The organism is Caballeronia sp. M1242 (assembly GCF_017220215.1).
Classification (GTDB): domain Bacteria; phylum Pseudomonadota; class Gammaproteobacteria; order Burkholderiales; family Burkholderiaceae; genus Caballeronia.
Map to the genome: position 1 here is coordinate 330,524 of NZ_CP071132.1, position 17,560 is coordinate 348,083.

18 protein-coding genes are annotated in these 17,560 nt (G+C 63.0%); 11 read left to right on the plus strand and 7 right to left on the minus strand.

The features are described from left to right. Complete coding sequence (locus tag JYK05_RS24990; RefSeq protein WP_206470554.1) at positions 1–855, minus strand: oxidoreductase; 855 nt, start codon at positions 853–855, stop codon at positions 1–3. 294 nt (positions 856–1,149) lie between these two features. Here JYK05_RS24990 and JYK05_RS24995 point away from each other — a divergent pair, with 294 nt between their 5' ends. Together JYK05_RS24995 and JYK05_RS25000 are read left to right on the plus strand one after the other, a co-directional pair. Next, positions 1,150–1,353: a cold-shock protein gene (locus tag JYK05_RS24995; RefSeq protein WP_008347993.1), complete on the plus strand. Its 204-nt coding sequence runs from the start codon at positions 1,150–1,152 to the stop codon at positions 1,351–1,353. A 48-nt stretch (positions 1,354–1,401) separates the two neighbouring features. Then, the gene (locus tag JYK05_RS25000; protein ID WP_241270097.1) at positions 1,402–2,046 is read left to right on the plus strand and encodes a hypothetical protein; all 645 of its coding nucleotides are present in this window, start codon (positions 1,402–1,404) and stop codon (positions 2,044–2,046) included. A gap of 130 nt (positions 2,047–2,176) precedes the next feature. Here JYK05_RS25000 and JYK05_RS25005 read toward each other — a convergent pair whose 3' ends face one another. Further along, positions 2,177–2,944 (minus strand): sulfite exporter TauE/SafE family protein, encoded by a 768-nt coding sequence (locus JYK05_RS25005; protein ID WP_206470555.1) that lies wholly within the window; start codon positions 2,942–2,944, stop codon positions 2,177–2,179. Between the two features lie 81 nt (positions 2,945–3,025). Here JYK05_RS25005 and JYK05_RS25010 point away from each other — a divergent pair, with 81 nt between their 5' ends. Beyond that, on the plus strand, positions 3,026–3,910 hold the full coding sequence (locus JYK05_RS25010) for a LysR substrate-binding domain-containing protein (RefSeq protein ID WP_206470556.1): 885 nt from the start codon (positions 3,026–3,028) through the stop codon (positions 3,908–3,910). On the opposite strand, the gene ppk2 is transcribed toward JYK05_RS25010, so the two are convergent. Together ppk2 and JYK05_RS25020 are read right to left on the minus strand one after the other, a co-directional pair. Beyond that, positions 3,907–4,986 (minus strand): polyphosphate kinase 2, encoded by a 1,080-nt coding sequence (ppk2, locus tag JYK05_RS25015; RefSeq protein WP_206470557.1) that lies wholly within the window; start codon positions 4,984–4,986, stop codon positions 3,907–3,909. The two genes, JYK05_RS25010 and ppk2, sit on opposite strands and share 4 nt — an antisense overlap. 96 nt (positions 4,987–5,082) lie before the next feature. Next, on the minus strand, positions 5,083–5,304 hold the full coding sequence (locus JYK05_RS25020) for a YdcH family protein (protein ID WP_206470558.1): 222 nt from the start codon (positions 5,302–5,304) through the stop codon (positions 5,083–5,085). 239 nt (positions 5,305–5,543) lie between these two features. Here JYK05_RS25020 and JYK05_RS25025 point away from each other — a divergent pair, with 239 nt between their 5' ends. The 6 genes from JYK05_RS25025 (at position 5,544) to JYK05_RS25050 (ending at position 11,808) form a co-directional block, all read left to right on the plus strand. Then, positions 5,544–5,846, plus strand: a complete 303-nt coding sequence (locus JYK05_RS25025) for a hypothetical protein (RefSeq protein WP_206470559.1) — start codon at positions 5,544–5,546, stop codon at positions 5,844–5,846. A gap of 116 nt (positions 5,847–5,962) precedes the next feature. After that, positions 5,963–6,856: a LysR family transcriptional regulator gene (locus JYK05_RS25030; RefSeq protein ID WP_206470560.1), complete on the plus strand. Its 894-nt coding sequence runs from the start codon at positions 5,963–5,965 to the stop codon at positions 6,854–6,856. A 198-nt stretch (positions 6,857–7,054) separates the two neighbouring features. Then, entirely contained in the window at positions 7,055–8,413 is a 1,359-nt protein-coding gene (locus JYK05_RS25035) for an MFS transporter (RefSeq protein ID WP_241270098.1), read from the plus strand. Positions 8,414–8,452: 39 nt separating this feature from the next. Next, on the plus strand, positions 8,453–9,490 hold the full coding sequence (locus JYK05_RS25040) for an amidohydrolase family protein (protein ID WP_206470561.1): 1,038 nt from the start codon (positions 8,453–8,455) through the stop codon (positions 9,488–9,490). Then, positions 9,490–10,158 (plus strand): RraA family protein, encoded by a 669-nt coding sequence (locus JYK05_RS25045; protein ID WP_206470916.1) that lies wholly within the window; start codon positions 9,490–9,492, stop codon positions 10,156–10,158. The genes JYK05_RS25040 and JYK05_RS25045 overlap by 1 nt, the downstream gene beginning before the upstream one ends. Before the next feature lie 276 nt (positions 10,159–10,434). Beyond that, entirely contained in the window at positions 10,435–11,808 is a 1,374-nt protein-coding gene (locus JYK05_RS25050) for a sigma-54 dependent transcriptional regulator (protein ID WP_206470562.1), read from the plus strand. A 21-nt stretch (positions 11,809–11,829) separates the two neighbouring features. Here the strand turns inward: JYK05_RS25050 and JYK05_RS25055 are convergent, their stop codons facing one another. Continuing rightward, positions 11,830–12,978, minus strand: coding sequence for an alpha/beta fold hydrolase (locus JYK05_RS25055; RefSeq protein ID WP_206470563.1), 1,149 nt, complete (start codon positions 12,976–12,978; stop codon positions 11,830–11,832). 141 nt (positions 12,979–13,119) lie between these two features. On the opposite strand from JYK05_RS25055, the gene JYK05_RS25060 reads away from it, so the two are divergent. After that, complete coding sequence (locus tag JYK05_RS25060) at positions 13,120–14,001, plus strand: oxaloacetate decarboxylase (protein ID WP_206470564.1); 882 nt, start codon at positions 13,120–13,122, stop codon at positions 13,999–14,001. Between the two features lie 166 nt (positions 14,002–14,167). After that, positions 14,168–14,461 (plus strand): DUF1330 domain-containing protein, encoded by a 294-nt coding sequence (locus JYK05_RS25065; RefSeq protein WP_175946047.1) that lies wholly within the window; start codon positions 14,168–14,170, stop codon positions 14,459–14,461. Positions 14,462–14,514: 53 nt separating this feature from the next. Here JYK05_RS25065 and treA read toward each other — a convergent pair whose 3' ends face one another. Further along, complete coding sequence (gene treA / locus JYK05_RS25070) at positions 14,515–16,155, minus strand: alpha,alpha-trehalase TreA (protein WP_206470565.1); 1,641 nt, start codon at positions 16,153–16,155, stop codon at positions 14,515–14,517. Positions 16,156–16,292: 137 nt separating this feature from the next. After that, on the minus strand, positions 16,293–17,435 hold the full coding sequence (locus JYK05_RS25075; RefSeq protein ID WP_206470566.1) for an aldose epimerase family protein: 1,143 nt from the start codon (positions 17,433–17,435) through the stop codon (positions 16,293–16,295). Between the last annotated feature and the right edge of the window lie 125 nt (positions 17,436–17,560).

The following is a 17,560-nucleotide window of genomic DNA, read 5'->3' on the forward strand; positions in this document are numbered from 1 at the left end:
TCATTCCACGGGATTGTCGCTCCAGGCGCTGCGCGCTTGCCACGCGTCGAGGTCACGCGCGAGCCGCGCGAGCTTGCCGCGCACCAGTTCCATGCCGGCGTTGCCGAGCACGAGATGCGCGGGTGGCTCAGGAGATTGCACCGCCTCGATGATGACCTGCACGGCGCGCACCGGGTCGCCCGGCTGCTTGCCGCTCGTCTGCGCGATGCCCGCGCGGCGGCGGCCCGCAACATCGGCGTAGTCGTCGATCGGCTTGCCGGTCTGACGCAGGGAGCGCCCCGCCCAGTCCGTGCGGAACGGTCCCGGCTCGACTGCCGTCACCTTGATGCCGAGCCCTTCCGTTTCGCGTGCGAGCGCCTCGCCGAGGCCCTCCAGCGCGAACTTCGTCGCCGCGTAATAGCCGCTGCCCGGATTGCCGACGAGGCCGCCCACCGACGTGATGTTGACGATATGCCCCGCCCGGCGCTCGCGCATGCGCGGCAGGACCGCGCGGATCATCGCGGCCGCGCCGAAGAAATTGGCTTCGAACATGGCGCGCACTTCGTCGTCCTCGCCTTCTTCCACTGCCGCGAGATAACCGAAGCCTGCGTTGTTCACGAGCACGTCGATATGGCCGAACGCTTCGTGCGCGGCAGCGACGGCGGCGGCAATGTGGTCCGCGCGAGTCACGTCCAGTTGCACGGGGAACGCGCGGCCCTGCCCGCGTTCGATGATATCCGTGACGCTTCGCGGATCGCGCGCCGCGACCACCGCCCGCCACCCGCGATCGATGACGGCCGCGGCGAGTTCGCGCCCGAAGCCGGTCGAGCAACCTGTGATGAACCACACCGGTGATTCGCTGCCTGATGCTGACATTAGGTTCTCCGTGAAAGATGGCGGTATGTCAGTCATTCTGAGCGCAATGCCGTGAACGTGCTCGCGACGCTGCCGCTGTACGGCGTAATCGGCATATCTAATGCCTCTCGAACTAAAAGCGGCAAATTGAACCGACACCTGAGATAGGCCAAGTAATTTTGTATTGTGACGTGCGTAAGTCCACATGCTTAGCAGAAACGCGTATTGGACCAAAATCCCGAGTCATGGTAAAAATGTATTCGCTCGACATCACGGGCGCATCTTCAACGAAATTCGTCTCTTAGGGTTGGAAAAATGGCAACAGGTACCGTCAAGTGGTTCAACGATGCAAAGGGTTTTGGTTTCATTACGCCGGATGACGGCGGTGAGGACCTGTTTGCACATTTCTCCGAAATCCAGTCCAAGGGTTTCAAGTCGCTTCAGGAAAACCAGAAGGTGAGCTTCGAAGTCAAGCAAGGCCCCAAGGGCAAGCAGGCTTCGACGATCCAGCCGCTGTAAGTCAGTAATCAGCAGCTGCCTCGGCGCACAACGGCCCTTCGGGGCCGTTTGTTTTTTGCACTGTGGCTTCTTTTGCAAGCGAGGACGCCGCTTTATCGGCGTCGCGACAAAGCCGATAAGTCAGTAGAATTCACGCATCACATTCAAAGCTGCATTCGAAAGCAGCGACACTCCTGGACTTCCATTGGCGTGAATCCGCGAAGCAGCCAAGAAAAGCGCCGTGTCTGGCCACGGTACACCGCATACGCGTTGTTCGTCATGCTTTCGTGTGTGTTCGCTAGCGCACACGCGCAATCGTTTGCTTTGAATGCACGCGCAGCGCGTTTTGTGAGCGCTGTCGTGATGGACGACTTCCATACGGCTCAATCAGGCGGCGGTTATCTGTTCTCCTATGACGCTCACGAGACGGATGCCACGCTCAAGATGAAACTCGCGCGCTGGTTTTCCGGCGCCGATCCCGACGCGATCCGTATGGCTCCTGCCGAGAAGCGAACGCTCTTCGGCTTTTATTGGGCGGCGAGCATGATGTCCGAGAAGTCGGCGTGTTTCGACTCCATCGCGCAGGCCGCTTGCAGCGAAGAGCTCGGCGCGTGGATGGCGCGCCAAGCGGCCGACGACCCCCGTTTCGTCCGCGCGTATGAATCGGCGGCGAAGGCGCTTGGCTTGCCGCCTTATGCAAGTCCGCTTCAATGAGCGGCGCGCCCGGCTGATCTGTCTGCGGCGTTTGATCGGCATGGTCGCGGGCCCACGCGATCTTCGCGGCCACGCTCGCGAGCACGGACAGCGCCCCAATCGTCTCCAATAGCGCGGCAATCATGATGTCTCATCGATGCGAAAGCATCGGTCCATACGTTCGCACGAAGAATGCGATGGTGATGCCTGCGCTCAGAAGCAGCGTCACGGCCCGAATGGCGTGAGGCGGCGCGCGACGCCCCAACTGCGCGCCGCTGTATCCGCCCGCGATGGCCGCGACGAGCATCGCAACGGTCTCCGGCCAACGCACCGCGTGCGCCAGCGCGAACGTCACCACCGCCACCGAGTTCGCCGCGCTGACGAGCAACGTGCGCGGCGCGTTCAGGCTCTTGAGATCGCGCGCGTCGAGCAAGCCCCAGACGGCCATCATCATGATGCCGACCGCGCCGCCAAAGTAGCCGCCATAGATGCCGAGTGCCAACTGAATCGCGAGAACCGACGGCGCGCCGATGCGCCACCGTCGCCGCAACGCTTCGCCAAGCGTGCGGCCGAATGCGAGCGCGAGACTCGCGCAGAGCATGAGCCACGGCAACAGGAACGAGAACGTGGATGACGACGTGCGGAGCAGCAAGGCCGCGCCGATCATCCCGCCGATGACGGTGATGAAAAGCATCGCGCGAAGCGACACCGGGCCGACCGGACTCAAGCCGTCACGGTAGGCCCACGCGCTGACCACGCCGCCGGGAAAGAGCGCCACGGTCGACGAAGCGTTCGCCTGAACCGGGGGCAAGCCCGCTGCAATGAGCGCGGGCAGGCTCACGAACGATCCGCCGCCCGCCAGCGCATTCATCGCGCCCGCGAGGAAACCCGCGCCTGTCACAACGATAAGAGGTTCCATGCGGCAGATCGTAGCGGGCGGCCTGCGCGCTTACAATCTGGCAATTCCAATGCGAGGCTTCGGCGCGACCGAAGGCACGGCATGCGCTTCGACCTTACCGACATGCGGCTTTTTCTGACCGTGATCGAGCGCGGCAGCATCACGGCGGGCGCGCAGGCCATGCATCTCGCGCTGGCATCGGCGAGTGAACGCATCGCGGGCATGGAAGCGGCGCTCGGCGCGCCGCTTCTCGAACGCAATCGCCGGGGCGTGCAGGCAACCGCCGCGGGCGAAGCGTTCGTGCGGCATGCACGCATGATTCTGGCTCAGGTCGAACAGATGCGGGGCGAGCTGCGTCATTACGCAACCGGTCTCAAAGGCCGCATCAAGCTGCTGTCGAATACGGCTGCCCTCGCCGCCTTCCTGCCCATGCAACTCGCGCGCTTTCTCGCGGCGCATCCCGATCTCTCCATCGATCTCGATGAACGGCCGAGCGTCGACATCGTGCAGGCACTCGCCGAAGGCCGCGCGGACCTGGGCATCGTGGCCGATATCACCGACCTCGCCAGCCTGCAGACGCATGTGATCGCGCAGGATCAGCTCGTCGTGGTCGCGCACTGTACGCATCGCGTGGCGCAGCAATCTGCTGCGGCATTCGCGGATATCGTGAGCGAAGCGTACGTCGGACTCGCGGATGCCGCGCTGGAAATGCATCTGGCCGAACGCGCGTCGCGGCTCGGCAAGCAGCTGGACTACCGCATCCATATGCGCAGCCTCGACAACGTCGGCATGCTGGTCGAAGCGGGCATCGGCATCGCGATTCTGTCGGACGTGTCGGCGCAGGCGCTGCGGCGGCCCGGTCTCGCGATCGTGCCGCTCTCGGAGCCGTGGGCCGCGCGCCGCCTGCTGCTCTGCGCACGCGCTTTCGATGCGCTGACGCCTCATGCGAGTCTGCTCGCGCATCAACTGATCGAGGCTGCGGCCTAAAACGCCCGCCCGACGATCAGCGGATCGACCGGACCGATGGTCCTGATATCGCGATTCGCATACGGCAGGCGATGCAGCACATAGCGCATGGCGTTGAGGCGCGCGCGCTTCTTGCAATCGGAGCGCACGACGGTCCACGGCGTATCGGCGGTATCGGTGTGCGCGAACATGGCTTCCTTCGCGGCGGTGTAGTCGTCCCACTTGTCGAGCGAAGCGAGGTCCACGGGACTGAGCTTCCATTGCTTGAGCGGATGCACTTCGCGCTCCTTGAAACGGCGGCGTTGTTCCGCGCGGCTCACGGAGAACCAGAACTTGATGATATGCACGCCGCTTTGCGTGAGGTGCCGCTCGAATGCCGGCACCTGCTGCATGAAGGCGTCGTACTCCTGATTCGTGCAGAAGCCCATCACGCGCTCGACGCCTGCGCGGTTGTACCACGAACGGTCGAACAGCACGATCTCGCCGGCAGTGGGAAGGTGTTCGACATAGCGCTGGAAATACCATTGCCCTCGTTCACGTTCCGAAGGCTTCTCCAGCGCCACGACGCGCGCGCCGCGCGGATTCAGATGTTCCATGAAGCGTTTGATGGCGCCGCCCTTGCCGGCGGCATCGCGTCCTTCGAAGAGGATCACGACGCGTTGGCCCGTCTCTTTCACCCACGCCTGCAGCTTCAGCAATTCGACCTGAAGCCGGTACTTCTGCTTCTCGTACGCCTGACGCGACATCAGATGCTTGTACGGATATTCCCCGTGACGCCAGCCGGCCGACAGTTCTTCGTCCTGACGCTGCCTGCGCGATGCCGGCGCTCCCACGAGCGACGTGGCCTCGAAGAGATACGCGCGCAACGTGGCCGCTTCGTCCGGAGACAGACCGCCTATGATCGTTTTCAGCGTGTCGATGCGCGTCTCCGCGCTTTCGCTGTTCGAGGCGGCATACGCGAGCACGTCCGCCATGCCGCTCGCGATGAGTTCATTGGCCGCATCCACTGCGTCCTGCGTTTCCTGCTTGAGAATGGCCTCGGACGCTTCGGCAACGCTCACGTCGCCGTCCTGTTCCGACGGTTCACGTCGAGGCATCTGTTCTGCGGAGGTCCCGCTTGGTCTTGCGTTTTTCAAAGTCCTTTTCTCCCTAATGCCGCAGCGGATGCGGCGGCGCGTGCGCAAGCCGTCTCGTCAAGCCGCTTCGGCGGCCTTACGCAATACGACGTACAGCTTGTCTTTCAGCAGCAGCTTTTCCTTCTTCAACGCTTCGACGGCAAAAGGATCAGCCGGCGTGACGCCGGTCTCCATATTGCGGATCTCATGATCGAGCGCATTGTGCCGCTCGAAGAGCTTCGAAAAGTGCGCGTCTTCGGTCTTGAGCCGGGATATCAGGTCACGGTATTCGGGAAACATGCTGCGATTCTCCAATGCGGTTCAAACGAGCGTATTGCTTAACACTACGTAGTACATCTTACCGATTGGCGAGGCTGTTTCGTCCATCGCAGCCTGCTTCCATGCTGCGTGATTTCGCCGCATCGTGAAGCGGCATCGAAACACTGCACGCGAGTCGTAGGCGAAAACCCGTCTGCCCGCCGACCCGTCCGCCGCGCACAATAGTTGTTCGGGACCACGCGTTCCCGCAGGGAGACATCATGAAGACAACCCTTACCTCCGTCGTCGCGTTCGCGATCGGCGCTGGCGGCCTCGTTTTGGCCACCGCTTCGCAGGCAGACAATTCCGCTGCCCACAAGCTCGGGCAGATCGGCGTCATCAATCAGACGCTTCAGCCGAAGCCGGCGAAATCGGCGCCCGCGTATTCGAATTCCAATTCGACCTCCACCGGAAGCACTTACGGCAACACGACGAACGGCGTCAACAGCCAGAATCCGTCGAATGCGGCCGCGAACACCGGCGCCGCCGCTCGCGCAGGCGCAGCTGCGGGCAGCGGCAAGTAGAACAGACGGCTCCGCTTTGCGCGGAGCCGGTGCGCTTCGTTATCATGTTCCGCCGATCGGGCGGACGCCCCCGGTCGGCTCCGAACGCGAACGTGCCGGCGGCCAGGAGCGCATGAATGAACCTCCGGGGATTGCAGTGCTTTATCGTGCTCGCTGAAGAACTCAACTTCAGCCGGGCGGCAGAACGCCTGCACATTGCGCAGCCCGCGCTATCACAACAGATCCGCTCGCTCGAAGAACGTCTCGGCAGCCAATTGGTGGATCGCGGCAGCCGGCCTCTGCGTCTCACGGAAGCGGGCAGCTATTTCTATACGGAAGCGCGGCAGATTCTCGAACGCTGCGAGCAGGCGACGCTCGGCGTGCGCGCGATCGACGCCGGCACGCTCGGCTGGCTTGCCATCGGCTTTACCCGTTCGGCCATGTATAGCGTGCTGCCGCCGGCGCTCAAGGCATTTCACGCAGCGTATCCGAAAGTCGAGCTGAAGCTCTTCGAAATGTTGACCGAAGAACAAGCCGATGCCTTCCGCGATGCGCGCATCCATATCGGCATCGGGAGACAGGCGCCGGACCGGCCCGGCTGCGCGACGCGCACGCTGTTGCAGGAACGCGTAATGGCCGTGCTCGCATCCGATCATCCGCTCGCGAAACGCGACACGGTTCGCATCGACGAACTCGCGCAGACGCCGCTCATCGTTTACCCGAAGCATCCCGCCGCGCAGTTTCCGCGCTTCATCGCTTCGCTGTATCGCGATGCGGGCGCCACGCCCAACGTCGCGCATGAGGCATACGAGATACAGACCGCCATTGCGCTCGTCGCCGCAGGACTGGGCGTCACGTATGTAGGCGAATCGGTGGCGCTGCACGGCCGCTCCGACGTCGTCTATCGGCATCTCGCGGGACCGGGCGCGGCGCAGGTCACGTCGCTCACGGCGACCTTTCGAAGCACTGACGCCTCGCCGCATGTGCAGGCGTTTCTTGCGTGCCTTCCGCTTGCCGACACGCCACGCTGACCGAACGCGGCAACGCTTGCGGCCGCTATAAGCAAAAGCCTATGGAAGCATGCGGATTCCGTCTTGGACGGCGGACCTGTCGCGTCCCTATGATGACCGTTCGTGGCCGAAGCGCGTAAGCACTCACTTCGGACCATCGAACAACCATCAAACAGTTATCAAACAGCCATCGAACGACGTCGGCCAAGAAGCCGGCGCATGGAGACGACGATGACACGCGCGCCTGCTTCCGAGATCGAGTCCGCGACCGCATCCGCGACGATGCACAAGGTGTACCGCCGCCTCATGCCCTTGCTCTTCGCGATGATGTTCTTCAACTATCTCGATCGCATCAACATAGGCTTCGCGGCGCTCGACATGAATCACGCGCTCAACTTCAGCCCCGCCGTATTCGGCTTCGCGGGCAGCGTGTTCTTCGTGGGCTACATGCTGCTCGAAGTGCCGAGCAATCTGCTCTTGCATCGCGTCGGCGCGCGAAGATGGATCGCGCGCATTCTCATCACGTGGGGCGCGGTCGCGGCAGCGACGGCCTTCGTCTTCAACGACACGAGCTTCTATACCGTGCGCTTTCTGCTCGGCGTGATGGAAGCGGGCTTCCTGCCGGGCGTGGCCGTTTATCTGACGAAGTGGTTTCCCGAGCGCTACCGGGCGCGCGCGGTGGGCGGCTATATCATCGCGGGCTCTTTCTCGGCGGTCTTGGGCGGTCCCATCTCGACGGCGCTCATGACCTATGCCAACGGCCTGTTGGGCCTCGCGGGCTGGCAATGGATGTTTATCTGCGAAGGCGTGCCCGCCATTCTGCTCGGTCTCGTCACGCTGAAGGCGATGCAGGAGCGCCCTGCCGATGCGGACTGGCTCACGGCCGAAGAGAAGCAATGGCTCGAAAGCACGCTTCAGGCGGAACGCAAGCAGCTCGGCGGCGACGCGCATGTGTCGATGTGGCGCGTAGCCGGAGATATCCGCGTGTGGAGTCTTGCCTGCCTCTTCGGGTGCGCGCTCGTCGGCATCTACGGGCTCTTTCTGTGGCTGCCGCAGATCGTCAAGGGACTCGGCCATCTCACGAACATCGAAGTGGGCTTTCTGTCGGCGGCGCCGCCGCTCTTAGGCGTGCTCGGCACGTTCATCATCAGCCGCAGTTCGGACCGCACGGGTGATCGCAAGAAGCACCTCGCCTTCGTCTATGGCATGAGCGCGGTGGCGATCGCCGCGAGCGCCTACGCGCCCTCGCCCGTCATCGCCTATGTGCTGCTGTGCGTGACCGGTCTTTTCATCTATGCGGGCAATCCGCTCTTCTGGAGCCTCGCTGCCTCGTTTCGCACCGGCGCGGCCGGCGCCGCGACGATTGCGCTCATCAACACCATCGCCCAGTTCGGCGGGCTCGTGGGACCGTGGAGCATCGGGCTCGTGCGCAACGCGACCGGCAACTTCAAGCTCGCGCTCGTGACCATCGCCGCCTTCCTGGTCGTCGCGACGATCATCGCGCTCGTCATGCGCGTGCGTCCGTCCGACGACGCAGCGCTCGAAGAACGCACCGACGACGCGCGCCGCAGCGCCTGAGCATTCGCTTCGAATCCACGACACTTACACGAGCCATCCATGATTATCGACTGTCACGGCCACTACACCACTTCGCCGCCGGAACACGAGGCGTGGCGAACGCGCCAGATACAGGCGCTCGCAGACGGCACGCCGGTGCCGCCACGCCCGCGTATCAGCGACGATCAGATCCGCGAGACCATCGGCAATGCGCAACTCAGGGTGCAACAGGAGCGCGGCATCGACTTGACGATCTTCTCTCCGCGCGCCGCCGGCATGGGCCATCACCTGGGCGATGCACAGGCCAACGCGGCATGGTCGAGCGAATGCAATGACCTGATTCATCGGGTCGTGTCGTTGTTTCCGCAGCATTTCGTCGGCGTGTGTCAGTTGCCGCAAGCACCGGGGGTCGATCCGAGGAACTGCATTCCCGAATTGCGGCGCTGTGTCGAAGAGTTGGGCTTTATCGGCTGCAATCTCAATCCGGACCCGTCGGGCGGTCACTGGTCCGGTCCGCCGATGACGGACCGTTATTGGTATCCGCTCTACGAGGCGCTCGTGGAACTGGACGTGCCCGCGATGATTCACGTGTCTTCGTCGTGCAACCCGAACTTCCATGCAACGGGCGCGCATTACATCAACGGCGACACGTCCGTCTTCATGCAGCTACTCACCGCAGACTTGTTCGCCGATTTCCCCACGCTCAAGCTCGTCATTCCGCACGGCGGCGGCGCCGTGCCGTATCACTGGGGACGCTATCGCGGGCTCGCGCAGGACATGAAGCGCCCGCTTCTGTCCGACTACCTGCTCAACAACGTGTTCTTCGATACCTGCGTCTATCACCAGCCCGGCGCCGAACTGCTCGCGCGCGTCATACCCGCGAAGAACATTCTCTTCGCTTCCGAAACCATCGGCGCCGTGCAAGGCATCGATCCCGAGACGGGCCATCACTTCGACGATACGCGCCGCTATATCGACGGCATTCGCTGGCTCAGCGACGACGACAGGCAACGCATCTTCGAAGGCAATGCGCGCGTCGTGTATCCGCGCCTTGCCGCCCGGCTCGAACAGCACACATCCATTCAAGGAGTCGCATGATGAATCGTCCCGGATGGCGGCACAATCCGTCCGCGCCGCAAGCGAGCGCGGAGTTGCTCGACGCACTGGCGTCGCTTGCCGTATCGCTCCTGTCGGACAACATGGCGCGCGCGTCGGGAACAGTGGGCCTCGTGCCTTACCATCGGCCGCGCGTCATGGCGGGCACGGCGGTGACCGTGCGCACGCGTCCCGGCGACAACCTCGCGATTCATGCCGCTTTCGATTTCTGCCGCCCGGGCGACGTGCTCGTGATCGATGGCGGAGGCGACCTGCATCAGGCGCTCATGGGCGACATCATGGCGAGCTACGCGGAAAGTATCGGCGTGAGGGGTCTCGTGATCGACGGCGCGATACGCGATGTCGCTTCGCTGCGCGCCCGCGACTTTCCGGTGTACGCGCGCGGCGTCACGCATCGCGGGCCGTACAAGAACGGCCCCGGCGAGATCAATGTGGCTGTCACCGTCGGCGGCATGGTGGTGCATCCGGGCGATATCGTCGTCGGCGATGAAGACGGCGTGCTCGCCATTGCCCAAGCCGACGCGCAAGACGTGCTCGAAGGCGCTCGTGCGCAAGGACTCAAGGAAGCGCAGGCGTTGCGTTCCATCTGCGAGGGCGCGTTCGACCGGTCGTGGGTGACCGGCCAGATCGAGCGGGCGATGAAAGTCTAGCCGCGTGATTGCGCATACATGTCGGAAGTCAATCAGTAAAAGCGCCCGGTTCGCGAAGCGCCGCCCGCCTTTGTGCGGCGCGCCTCACATCGCAATCGCACGATGGTTCGCAGAAGAGACTGACGTTCACCTTGCAAAATATGCTCAAGCTTTCTTAATCGTTTCACGCGAAGCCATTCAAATAATCAACATCAGGTTATCGTTTGCGCGGCTTTTTCCCTCGGTAGTGTCGAAGGCATACTGTGCCTACATACAAATAAATGCTGAGAGAAAGCTATGTACGGGGAATCGAGAACACTTTACTTCGCAGGACGCGCAGCGTCGGACGATCTGACCGAACGACTTCATGCGCGTGGCTGGGCCATCGAATACGTAACGCCTGCCAAACCGCCTAAAGCCGCCAAGCACGACAAGCGCGCCGCGGCAGGCATCATCGATCTGACGAGCCGTGGCTATGCCGAGGATACGGCCGCGCTCGTCGGACTACTGTCGAGCCAGCGCATCGGCTGGGTCGCGACCGTCGATGCGGATCATACGGAAAATCCCGATATTTCCCGCCTGATCCGCGATTACTGCTTCGACTATGTGACGATGCCGTCGGCATCGGACCGCATCGTCGATGCGGTGGGCCATGCATACGGCATGGTCTCGCTGCACGACGCCGCCTCGAACGACGCCTACAAGACGGATGGCCAGGAAGTCGGCATGGTCGGCACCTGCGAAGCGATGCAGGGCTTGTATCGCTCCATCCGCAAGGTCGCCATGACGGATGCGCCGGTCTTCATCTCGGGCGAATCGGGCACCGGCAAGGAACTGACGGCGCTTGCCATTCACGCGCGTTCGGCGCGGCGCGACCAGCCGTTCGTTGCAATCAACTGCGGCGCGATTCCGCCGCATCTCTTGCAGTCCGAGCTCTTCGGCTACGAACGCGGCGCGTTCACCGGCGCGAACCAGCGCAAGATCGGCCGCGTCGAAGCGGCGGACGGCGGCACGCTCTTTCTCGATGAGATCGGCGATCTGCCGCTGGAAAGTCAGGCGAGCCTGCTGCGCTTCCTTCAGGAACGGAAGATCGAGCGCCTTGGCGGGCAGACGTCGACGGCGGTGGACGTGCGCATCATTTCGGCCACGCACGTCGACATGCAAACCGCGATGCTCGAAGGACGCTTCCGCGCGGACCTGTATCACCGTCTATGCGTCTTGCAGATCGACGAGCCGCCGTTGCGCGTGCGCGGCAAGGACATCGAGTTGCTCGCCAACCACATGCTCGAACGCTTCCGGCGCGATGCGAGCCGCCGCCTGCGCGGATTCTCGCCCTGCGCCATTGCCGCGCTTCACAACTACGCCTGGCCCGGCAACGTGCGCGAGCTCATCAATCGCGTGAGGCGCGCCATCGTCATGAGCGAAGGGCGGCAGATTCTCGCGAGCGATCTCGAACTCGGCGACTATGTGGAAGCCGCGCCGACCACGCTTGCGCAGGCGCGCGAAGCGGCCGAGCGGCAGGCCATCGAGGTGGCGCTCTTGCGGCATCGCGGACGGCTCGGCGAAGCCGCCGATGAACTCGGCATCTCGCGCGTCACGCTGTATCGCCTGCTCACGGCCTACGGGCTGCGCGCGAAAGAAGAGCGCACGTTGCAGGTATCGAGCGCGTAAAGCCGCACGGCGACGCGCATGTCAGAAAGGCGGCAGGGCGTCCTGCCGCAGGAACCGGAGAATGCGGCTCACCACGGTTCGCGCCTGCTCCTGCTGCACCCAGTGCCCCGCGCCTTCGATGAAATGCGCCGCGCGAAAATTCGTGCAGGCGTACTGGCGCATGGCTTCGTAATCGCCCGGTCGCTGATAGCAGCCCCAGTCGCTGCTTCCCGCGATGAAACACGCGGGCACGTCGATCGTGCGCCCTGTCCACAGGCGCAAGCGCGCGCTCTCGCCTGCGTCGTTGCTCGCGCGATACCAGTTCAATCCGCCCTGAAATCCCGTTCGCGCGAATTCGCTCGCATAAACGTGCAGTTCGGCGTCGTCGAGCCACGCGCACGATGCGACTTCTTCCGCGGACGGCATGGCTTGCGCGACGGTCTGCGGCATGGTCTTGTCCGCGTCCATCACGTAATAAGCGGGCAGCAAAGCGAGTTCTTCGACAACGGGCGCGACAAGCGGATGCGGCCGGTTGCCGGACCAGTCCGCGCTCTTGACATGCCAATACGCGCGCAGAAAATCGGCAAGGCCCTGCGGCGCGTGCCGCATATCGTCGTTGGCCTGCGGCTCGGTGAAGTAGCGTTGATAGTGCTTGCGCGGCGGATCGAGCGAGGCCAGTTCGTTCATAGCATCGGTCATCGTGGGCGAGGCCGGTTCGTCGAACGCGAAGCGAGGCGGTCCTGCAAACGGCGCGCTCATCATGACGACAGAGCGGAAGACGTCGGGCCTCGTCAGCGCGCACCAGGCCGCCACGGGCGAGCCGAAATCGTGCCCCACGACAGCGGCAACCGACCGATGCCCGAGCGCGAAAACGAGGCCCAGTGTGTCAAGGACGAGGTTCGGCATCGCGTAATCGGCGAGATCGGCGTCGAAGCGGGTGTCCGCCCCGCCGGTTCTGCCATAGCCTCGCTGGTCCGGCGCGATGACGTGATAGCCGGCATCCGCAATCGGCTTCATGACCTTGCGCCAGCTATAGGCTAGTTCGGGAAAGCCGTGCAGCAACACGATGCACGGCGCCTCCGGCGTCTCATACCCCGCTTCCAGCATATACATCGACAGGCCATTGCCGTTATCGACCATGCGCGCGCGCACGCCATCGGGCAAGGGCATATCCGGCAGCGTTTCACTCATGCGCGGCTCCTTTCTGCGAGAGCCCACATGATGCCATTTCCCGCAAGCGCCGAGGCGCTGCACGCTTTAACATGGCGGCTTATGAGGTGACTTTCCACGCTCGCCTCGACGCCTTACGTCTACTTCCGGGATTCTTCAGCCATGACAACCTCTACTTCCCGCCGCCGCGCCGCCTTTCGCGAACTCGTGAATGCCCGCCGTGGTCTGCTCCTGCCCGGCGCATTCAACGCGATGAGCGCGAGCCTCATCGCGGACCTCGGCTTCGAGGCGATCTACATCACGGGCGCGGGCGTCACCAACATGTCCCTCGGCATGCCGGACCTCGGATTCATGGGACTTGCGGAAATCGCCGAGCATACGAATCGCATTCGCGATGCAGTGGACTTGCCGCTCGTCGTCGATGCGGACACGGGCTTCGGCAACGCGCTCAACGTGCGCCATACGGTACGCACGCTGGAGCGCGCCGGCGCGGATGCCATTCAACTGGAAGATCAGGTCATGCCGAAGAAATGCGGCCATTTCGCGGGCAAGAGCGTGATCTCGACGAGCGAGATGCTCGGCAAGATTCGCGCCGCCGTGGATGCGCGCGAGGACGAGAATCTGCAGATCATCGCGCGCACGGACGCCTGCGCGGTGCATGGCTTCGATGCCGCGATCGAACGCGCGAACCAGTTCGTCGAGGCAGGCGCCGATATTCTCTTTATCGAAGCGATCGAAACGCAGGAGCAGATCGCATCCTTGACCCGGCTCGTCGCCGCGCCGCAACTCATCAATATCGTGATCGGCGGCAAGACGCCTGTCACGGGCCGCGACGACTTGCAGAACCTCGGCTTCAGTCTCGTGCTCTACGCGAACGCCGCGTTGCAAAGCGCCGTGCGCGGCATGCAGACCGCGCTGACCGCGCTGAAGCAACAAGGCAAGCTGGACGAAGATCCGGCTGTGGTCGCGCCGTTCTCCGAGCGTCAACGGCTCGTGAAGAAGCCTCTCTTCGATGAACTCGACCGCAAGTACGCAGCGGAGTAAGTCTCTGCGGATGTGCGCAGATGAAAGGAACGCGACGAGAGCACAAGGCATGAGCGAATCTTTGCTATGCTCGCCTACGCAAGAATGCATGCGTTGCAGACCGGTTGCAGACGCGTTGCATTCGCCTCATGGCGCATGGCGCCCAACGAAAATCAGGAGATTGCAGATGGCAAAAGGCTATTGGGTCAGCGCATACCGCAAGATTGCGAAGCCCGATCAGGTTGCTGAGTATTCGAAGCTCGCAACGGTCGCGATTCAGGAAGGCGGCGGCCGCGTGCTGGTTCGCGGCGTGGCATCGACGGTGCACGGCGCGGGCATTGCGGAACGCACGGTGCTCGTCGAATTCGACTCGCTCGATCAAGCGCTCGCCACGTTCAACGGCGAGAAGTATCAGGAAGCGTTGAGAGTGCTGGGCGATGCATGCGAACGCGACTTCCGCGTGGTCGAAGGCATCGCGTAAAACACGGTGAGCCGATGGCGGCGTGCCCGCGCCGCCATCGCTCGCTCAAGCCTTCATTGACCCGGCGCGTAGAGATCGAGCAGACGCAAGGTCACGCCATTGGTCCATCCGAAGCCGTCCTGTAGCGGATACTCTCCGCCCCCGCCACCGCCTGTCCCCGCCCCTTCCACGACATACTTCTCGACGAGCTTCTGCTGCGTCGCATAGACATGGTTCACGTCGGAAAGAAAGCGCGTGCCGATCTGCTGCGCGAGATCGCCGCGGCCATAGCGCCGCAAGCTCTCGACCGCTATCCACTGCAGCGGCGCCCAGCCGTTCGGGGCATCCCATTGCTGTGCGGTATTGAAGGTCGTCGTCGTCAGGCCGCCCGGCTTCAGCAATAACGTTTCCACCGTGCGCGCCGTGGCGTGCGCGCGCTCGGGCCAGGCCGCCCCTGCGAACAACGGATAAAGCATCGCCGCCGAGGGGTTGTTGCGCGGCTGACAGAGCTGCCAGTCGTAGTCGCCGTAGTAGCCGTTGTTATTCCACAGATACCGGTTGATGCCGATGGCACGCTTCGCCGCCTTGCCGACGAACTCCGCGACACAACCGAAGTCGCGCGCCTCGCCGCAACCGCGCGCGATGGTCGTCTCCAGATGAAACATCAGGCTGTTCAGATCCACCGGAATGATGGACGTCGTGCGGATGGTGGCAAGCGTCTGGTTATCGCCGAACCATCGCGAACTGAAATCCCAGCCGCTTTCCGCTGCCGCGCGCAGATCGCGATACACCTCGTTCGCGGGACGGTTCGTCACGAGCCGGGCAGTCTGAACGTCTTCCAGATACGACTCGTCGCGCGGCGTATCGCGTTCGTCCCAATAGCGGTTGAGCACCGTGCGATCGGGCAGCATCACGACATTGCGCACGGCCTCGCCGGGTTGCAGCGAATGCGCGCCCTTCATCCAGTAGTGATATTCCCGGCGCAGTTGCGGCAGATACTTCTGGTACACGCGTCCGCCTTCCTTGTGCGCGGCAAGCTCCACCATATACGAGAAGAACGGCGGCTGCGAACGGCTGACATAGTACGTGCGATTGCCGTTGGGGATATGGCCGATGGTATCGATCAGATACGCGAAGTTGTCGAGCATGTTATCGACGAGATCTTCGCGGCCCGCTTCCTGAAGGCCCAGCATCGTGAAATAGGTGTCCCAGTAGTAGCCTTCGCGAAAGCGTCCGCCCGGCACGACGTAGGGCTTCGGCATCGGAATCAGCGTGCTGTATGGCGGCACGGTCGCTGAGTTGCGCGTGAGTTGCGGCCAGAGCCAGTCGATATGCTCGCGCAAGGTCTGGTTAGGCGGCGGCGTGATGACCTGATCGGTCGGCGGCGTGAAGTACTGCGCGACGAATGCGGAAAGACTGAAGCCGGGAACCATACGCTGCTGCGCGTAGAGCTGATTGATCTGCGCCGGGTCGATCTTGGGCGTCGCATCGACGAACGTCTTCTGGTCCGGATAAATCTTCTGCGTTTGCACTGCGATAAAGAGTTCGCCATAGAGTTCGCTAGGCGGTGGCGGCACGACATAGCTGCTCTGGGCATCGGCATAAGCGACGCTCGCCGCGCCGAGCAAGGCCCATGCGCCGAACAGGCGGCGCGCGTTCAACGAATGGTGCTGCGACGCGTCAAGCGTCGTGCGATATCGCGACAGTACGATCATGCTCACTCCTTCGAAGGGTGATGAACGGACTGGTCTCGCTCGTGCCGCTTGTTTTAATCAGAAGCTGCAGCAGGGCGAAGCATCGCATGCACGGCACTGTCGTGGCAACCGGCGGCGCGGTCGAAGTAGAAGCGCGTCTAGCGCACGCCGAATTTCCACACGGTCACTTCGTGATACTCGTCGCCGGGCCTGAGTTCGGTCGACGGGAACGACGGATGATTGGGCGAATCGGGAAAGTGCTCGGCCTCGAGCGCGAACGCGTCCGTCTGACGATACGCATTGCCCGATACCCCGACCGCGCTGCCGTCCAGCCCATTGGCGGTGTAGAACTGCAAGCCCGGCTGCGTCGTATAGAGATCGAGCACGCGCCCGCTCACCGGGTCATACGCGCGCGCAGCGAACGACGGCTCGCCGTCATGCGGGCTGCTCTTGTTCAGCTTGAAGTTGTTGTCGTAGCCGCGTGCGTAGTGCAATTGCGGGAAAGCCGAACGCAAACGCGCGCCGATCGGCGTCAACGCGCGCAGATCGAGCGGCGTGCCTTCCACCGGTGCCACTTCGCCCGTTGGAATCGAATCCGCGCGCGTCGGCGTATAGCTCGCCGCCGCGATCATGATGAGTTGATTCTCGACGCTGCCGCTGCCCTCGCCCGCCAGATTGAAATAGCTATGGTTCGTGAGATTCACGACCGTCGGCTTATCCGTTTTGGCGCGATAGTCGATACGCACTTCGTTGTCGTCGGTGAGCGTGTAGGTCACGTCGACCGTCAGCGTGCCGGGAAAACCGTTCTCGTTATCCGGGCTCACGTAGCGCAGTTGCACGCCCGCGCCGCTTGCGTTCTGGAACGTGCGCACGACCGTCCAGACCTTCTCATCGAAGCTATGCGGACCGCCGTGCAGCGTGTTCGGCGGATCGTTGATCGGCAACTGATACGTGTGTCCGTCGAGCGTGAAGCGCCCTTGCGCGATGCGGTTCGCATAGCGGCCAATCAGACTGCCGAAGTGGATGTTGCCGTTGTATCGCTCATAGTCGGCAAGCGATGCGAAGCCGAGCACGATGTCCGCGCGCCGCCCGCGTCGGTCCGGAACGTCGATTCGCGTCACGATGCCGCCATAGGTGATGCAACTCATCGACACGCCGCGCGCATTCGACAGCGTGTATTGCACGACCTGCTGACCTTGCTGCGTCGCGCCATACGGCGAAGATGTGATGGTCGCCGCGTTCGATATCAACGGCACCGCAGCGGCGCAGAGCGCGGCAACGCTTCGGGAAATCTGTTTCATTGGAATGGATGTCGGGATGGAAGGCAAATGTCCGACGAAGCATCGGTCATACCCGCATGAATCGTCAAAACGATAGCGGGCACGTTCGATGCAACCCGTCGGGGATGCACTCACCATTTGAAGCC

Coding starts and splice junctions, on each gene's coding strand:
- ppk2 (WP_206470557.1), bottom strand. CDS start 4,986: ATGCCTCGACGTGAACCGTCGGAACAGGACGGCGACGTGAGCGTTGCC.
- JYK05_RS25075 (WP_206470566.1), bottom strand. CDS start 17,435: ATGAAACAGATTTCCCGAAGCGTTGCCGCGCTCTGCGCCGCTGCGGTG.
- JYK05_RS25020 (WP_206470558.1), bottom strand. CDS start 5,304: ATGTTTCCCGAATACCGTGACCTGATATCCCGGCTCAAGACCGAAGAC.
- JYK05_RS25045 (WP_206470916.1), top strand. CDS start 9,490: ATGAATCGTCCCGGATGGCGGCACAATCCGTCCGCGCCGCAAGCGAGC.
- JYK05_RS25010 (WP_206470556.1), top strand. CDS start 3,026: ATGCGCTTCGACCTTACCGACATGCGGCTTTTTCTGACCGTGATCGAG.
- JYK05_RS25040 (WP_206470561.1), top strand. CDS start 8,453: ATGATTATCGACTGTCACGGCCACTACACCACTTCGCCGCCGGAACAC.
- JYK05_RS25065 (WP_175946047.1), top strand. CDS start 14,168: ATGGCAAAAGGCTATTGGGTCAGCGCATACCGCAAGATTGCGAAGCCC.
- JYK05_RS25055 (WP_206470563.1), bottom strand. CDS start 12,978: ATGAGTGAAACGCTGCCGGATATGCCCTTGCCCGATGGCGTGCGCGCG.
- treA (WP_206470565.1), bottom strand. CDS start 16,155: ATGATCGTACTGTCGCGATATCGCACGACGCTTGACGCGTCGCAGCAC.
- JYK05_RS25050 (WP_206470562.1), top strand. CDS start 10,435: ATGTACGGGGAATCGAGAACACTTTACTTCGCAGGACGCGCAGCGTCG.
- JYK05_RS25030 (WP_206470560.1), top strand. CDS start 5,963: ATGAACCTCCGGGGATTGCAGTGCTTTATCGTGCTCGCTGAAGAACTC.
- JYK05_RS24995 (WP_008347993.1), top strand. CDS start 1,150: ATGGCAACAGGTACCGTCAAGTGGTTCAACGATGCAAAGGGTTTTGGT.
- JYK05_RS25060 (WP_206470564.1), top strand. CDS start 13,120: ATGACAACCTCTACTTCCCGCCGCCGCGCCGCCTTTCGCGAACTCGTG.
- JYK05_RS25005 (WP_206470555.1), bottom strand. CDS start 2,944: ATGGAACCTCTTATCGTTGTGACAGGCGCGGGTTTCCTCGCGGGCGCG.
- JYK05_RS24990 (WP_206470554.1), bottom strand. CDS start 855: ATGTCAGCATCAGGCAGCGAATCACCGGTGTGGTTCATCACAGGTTGC.
- JYK05_RS25035 (WP_241270098.1), top strand. CDS start 7,055: ATGGAGACGACGATGACACGCGCGCCTGCTTCCGAGATCGAGTCCGCG.
- JYK05_RS25025 (WP_206470559.1), top strand. CDS start 5,544: ATGAAGACAACCCTTACCTCCGTCGTCGCGTTCGCGATCGGCGCTGGC.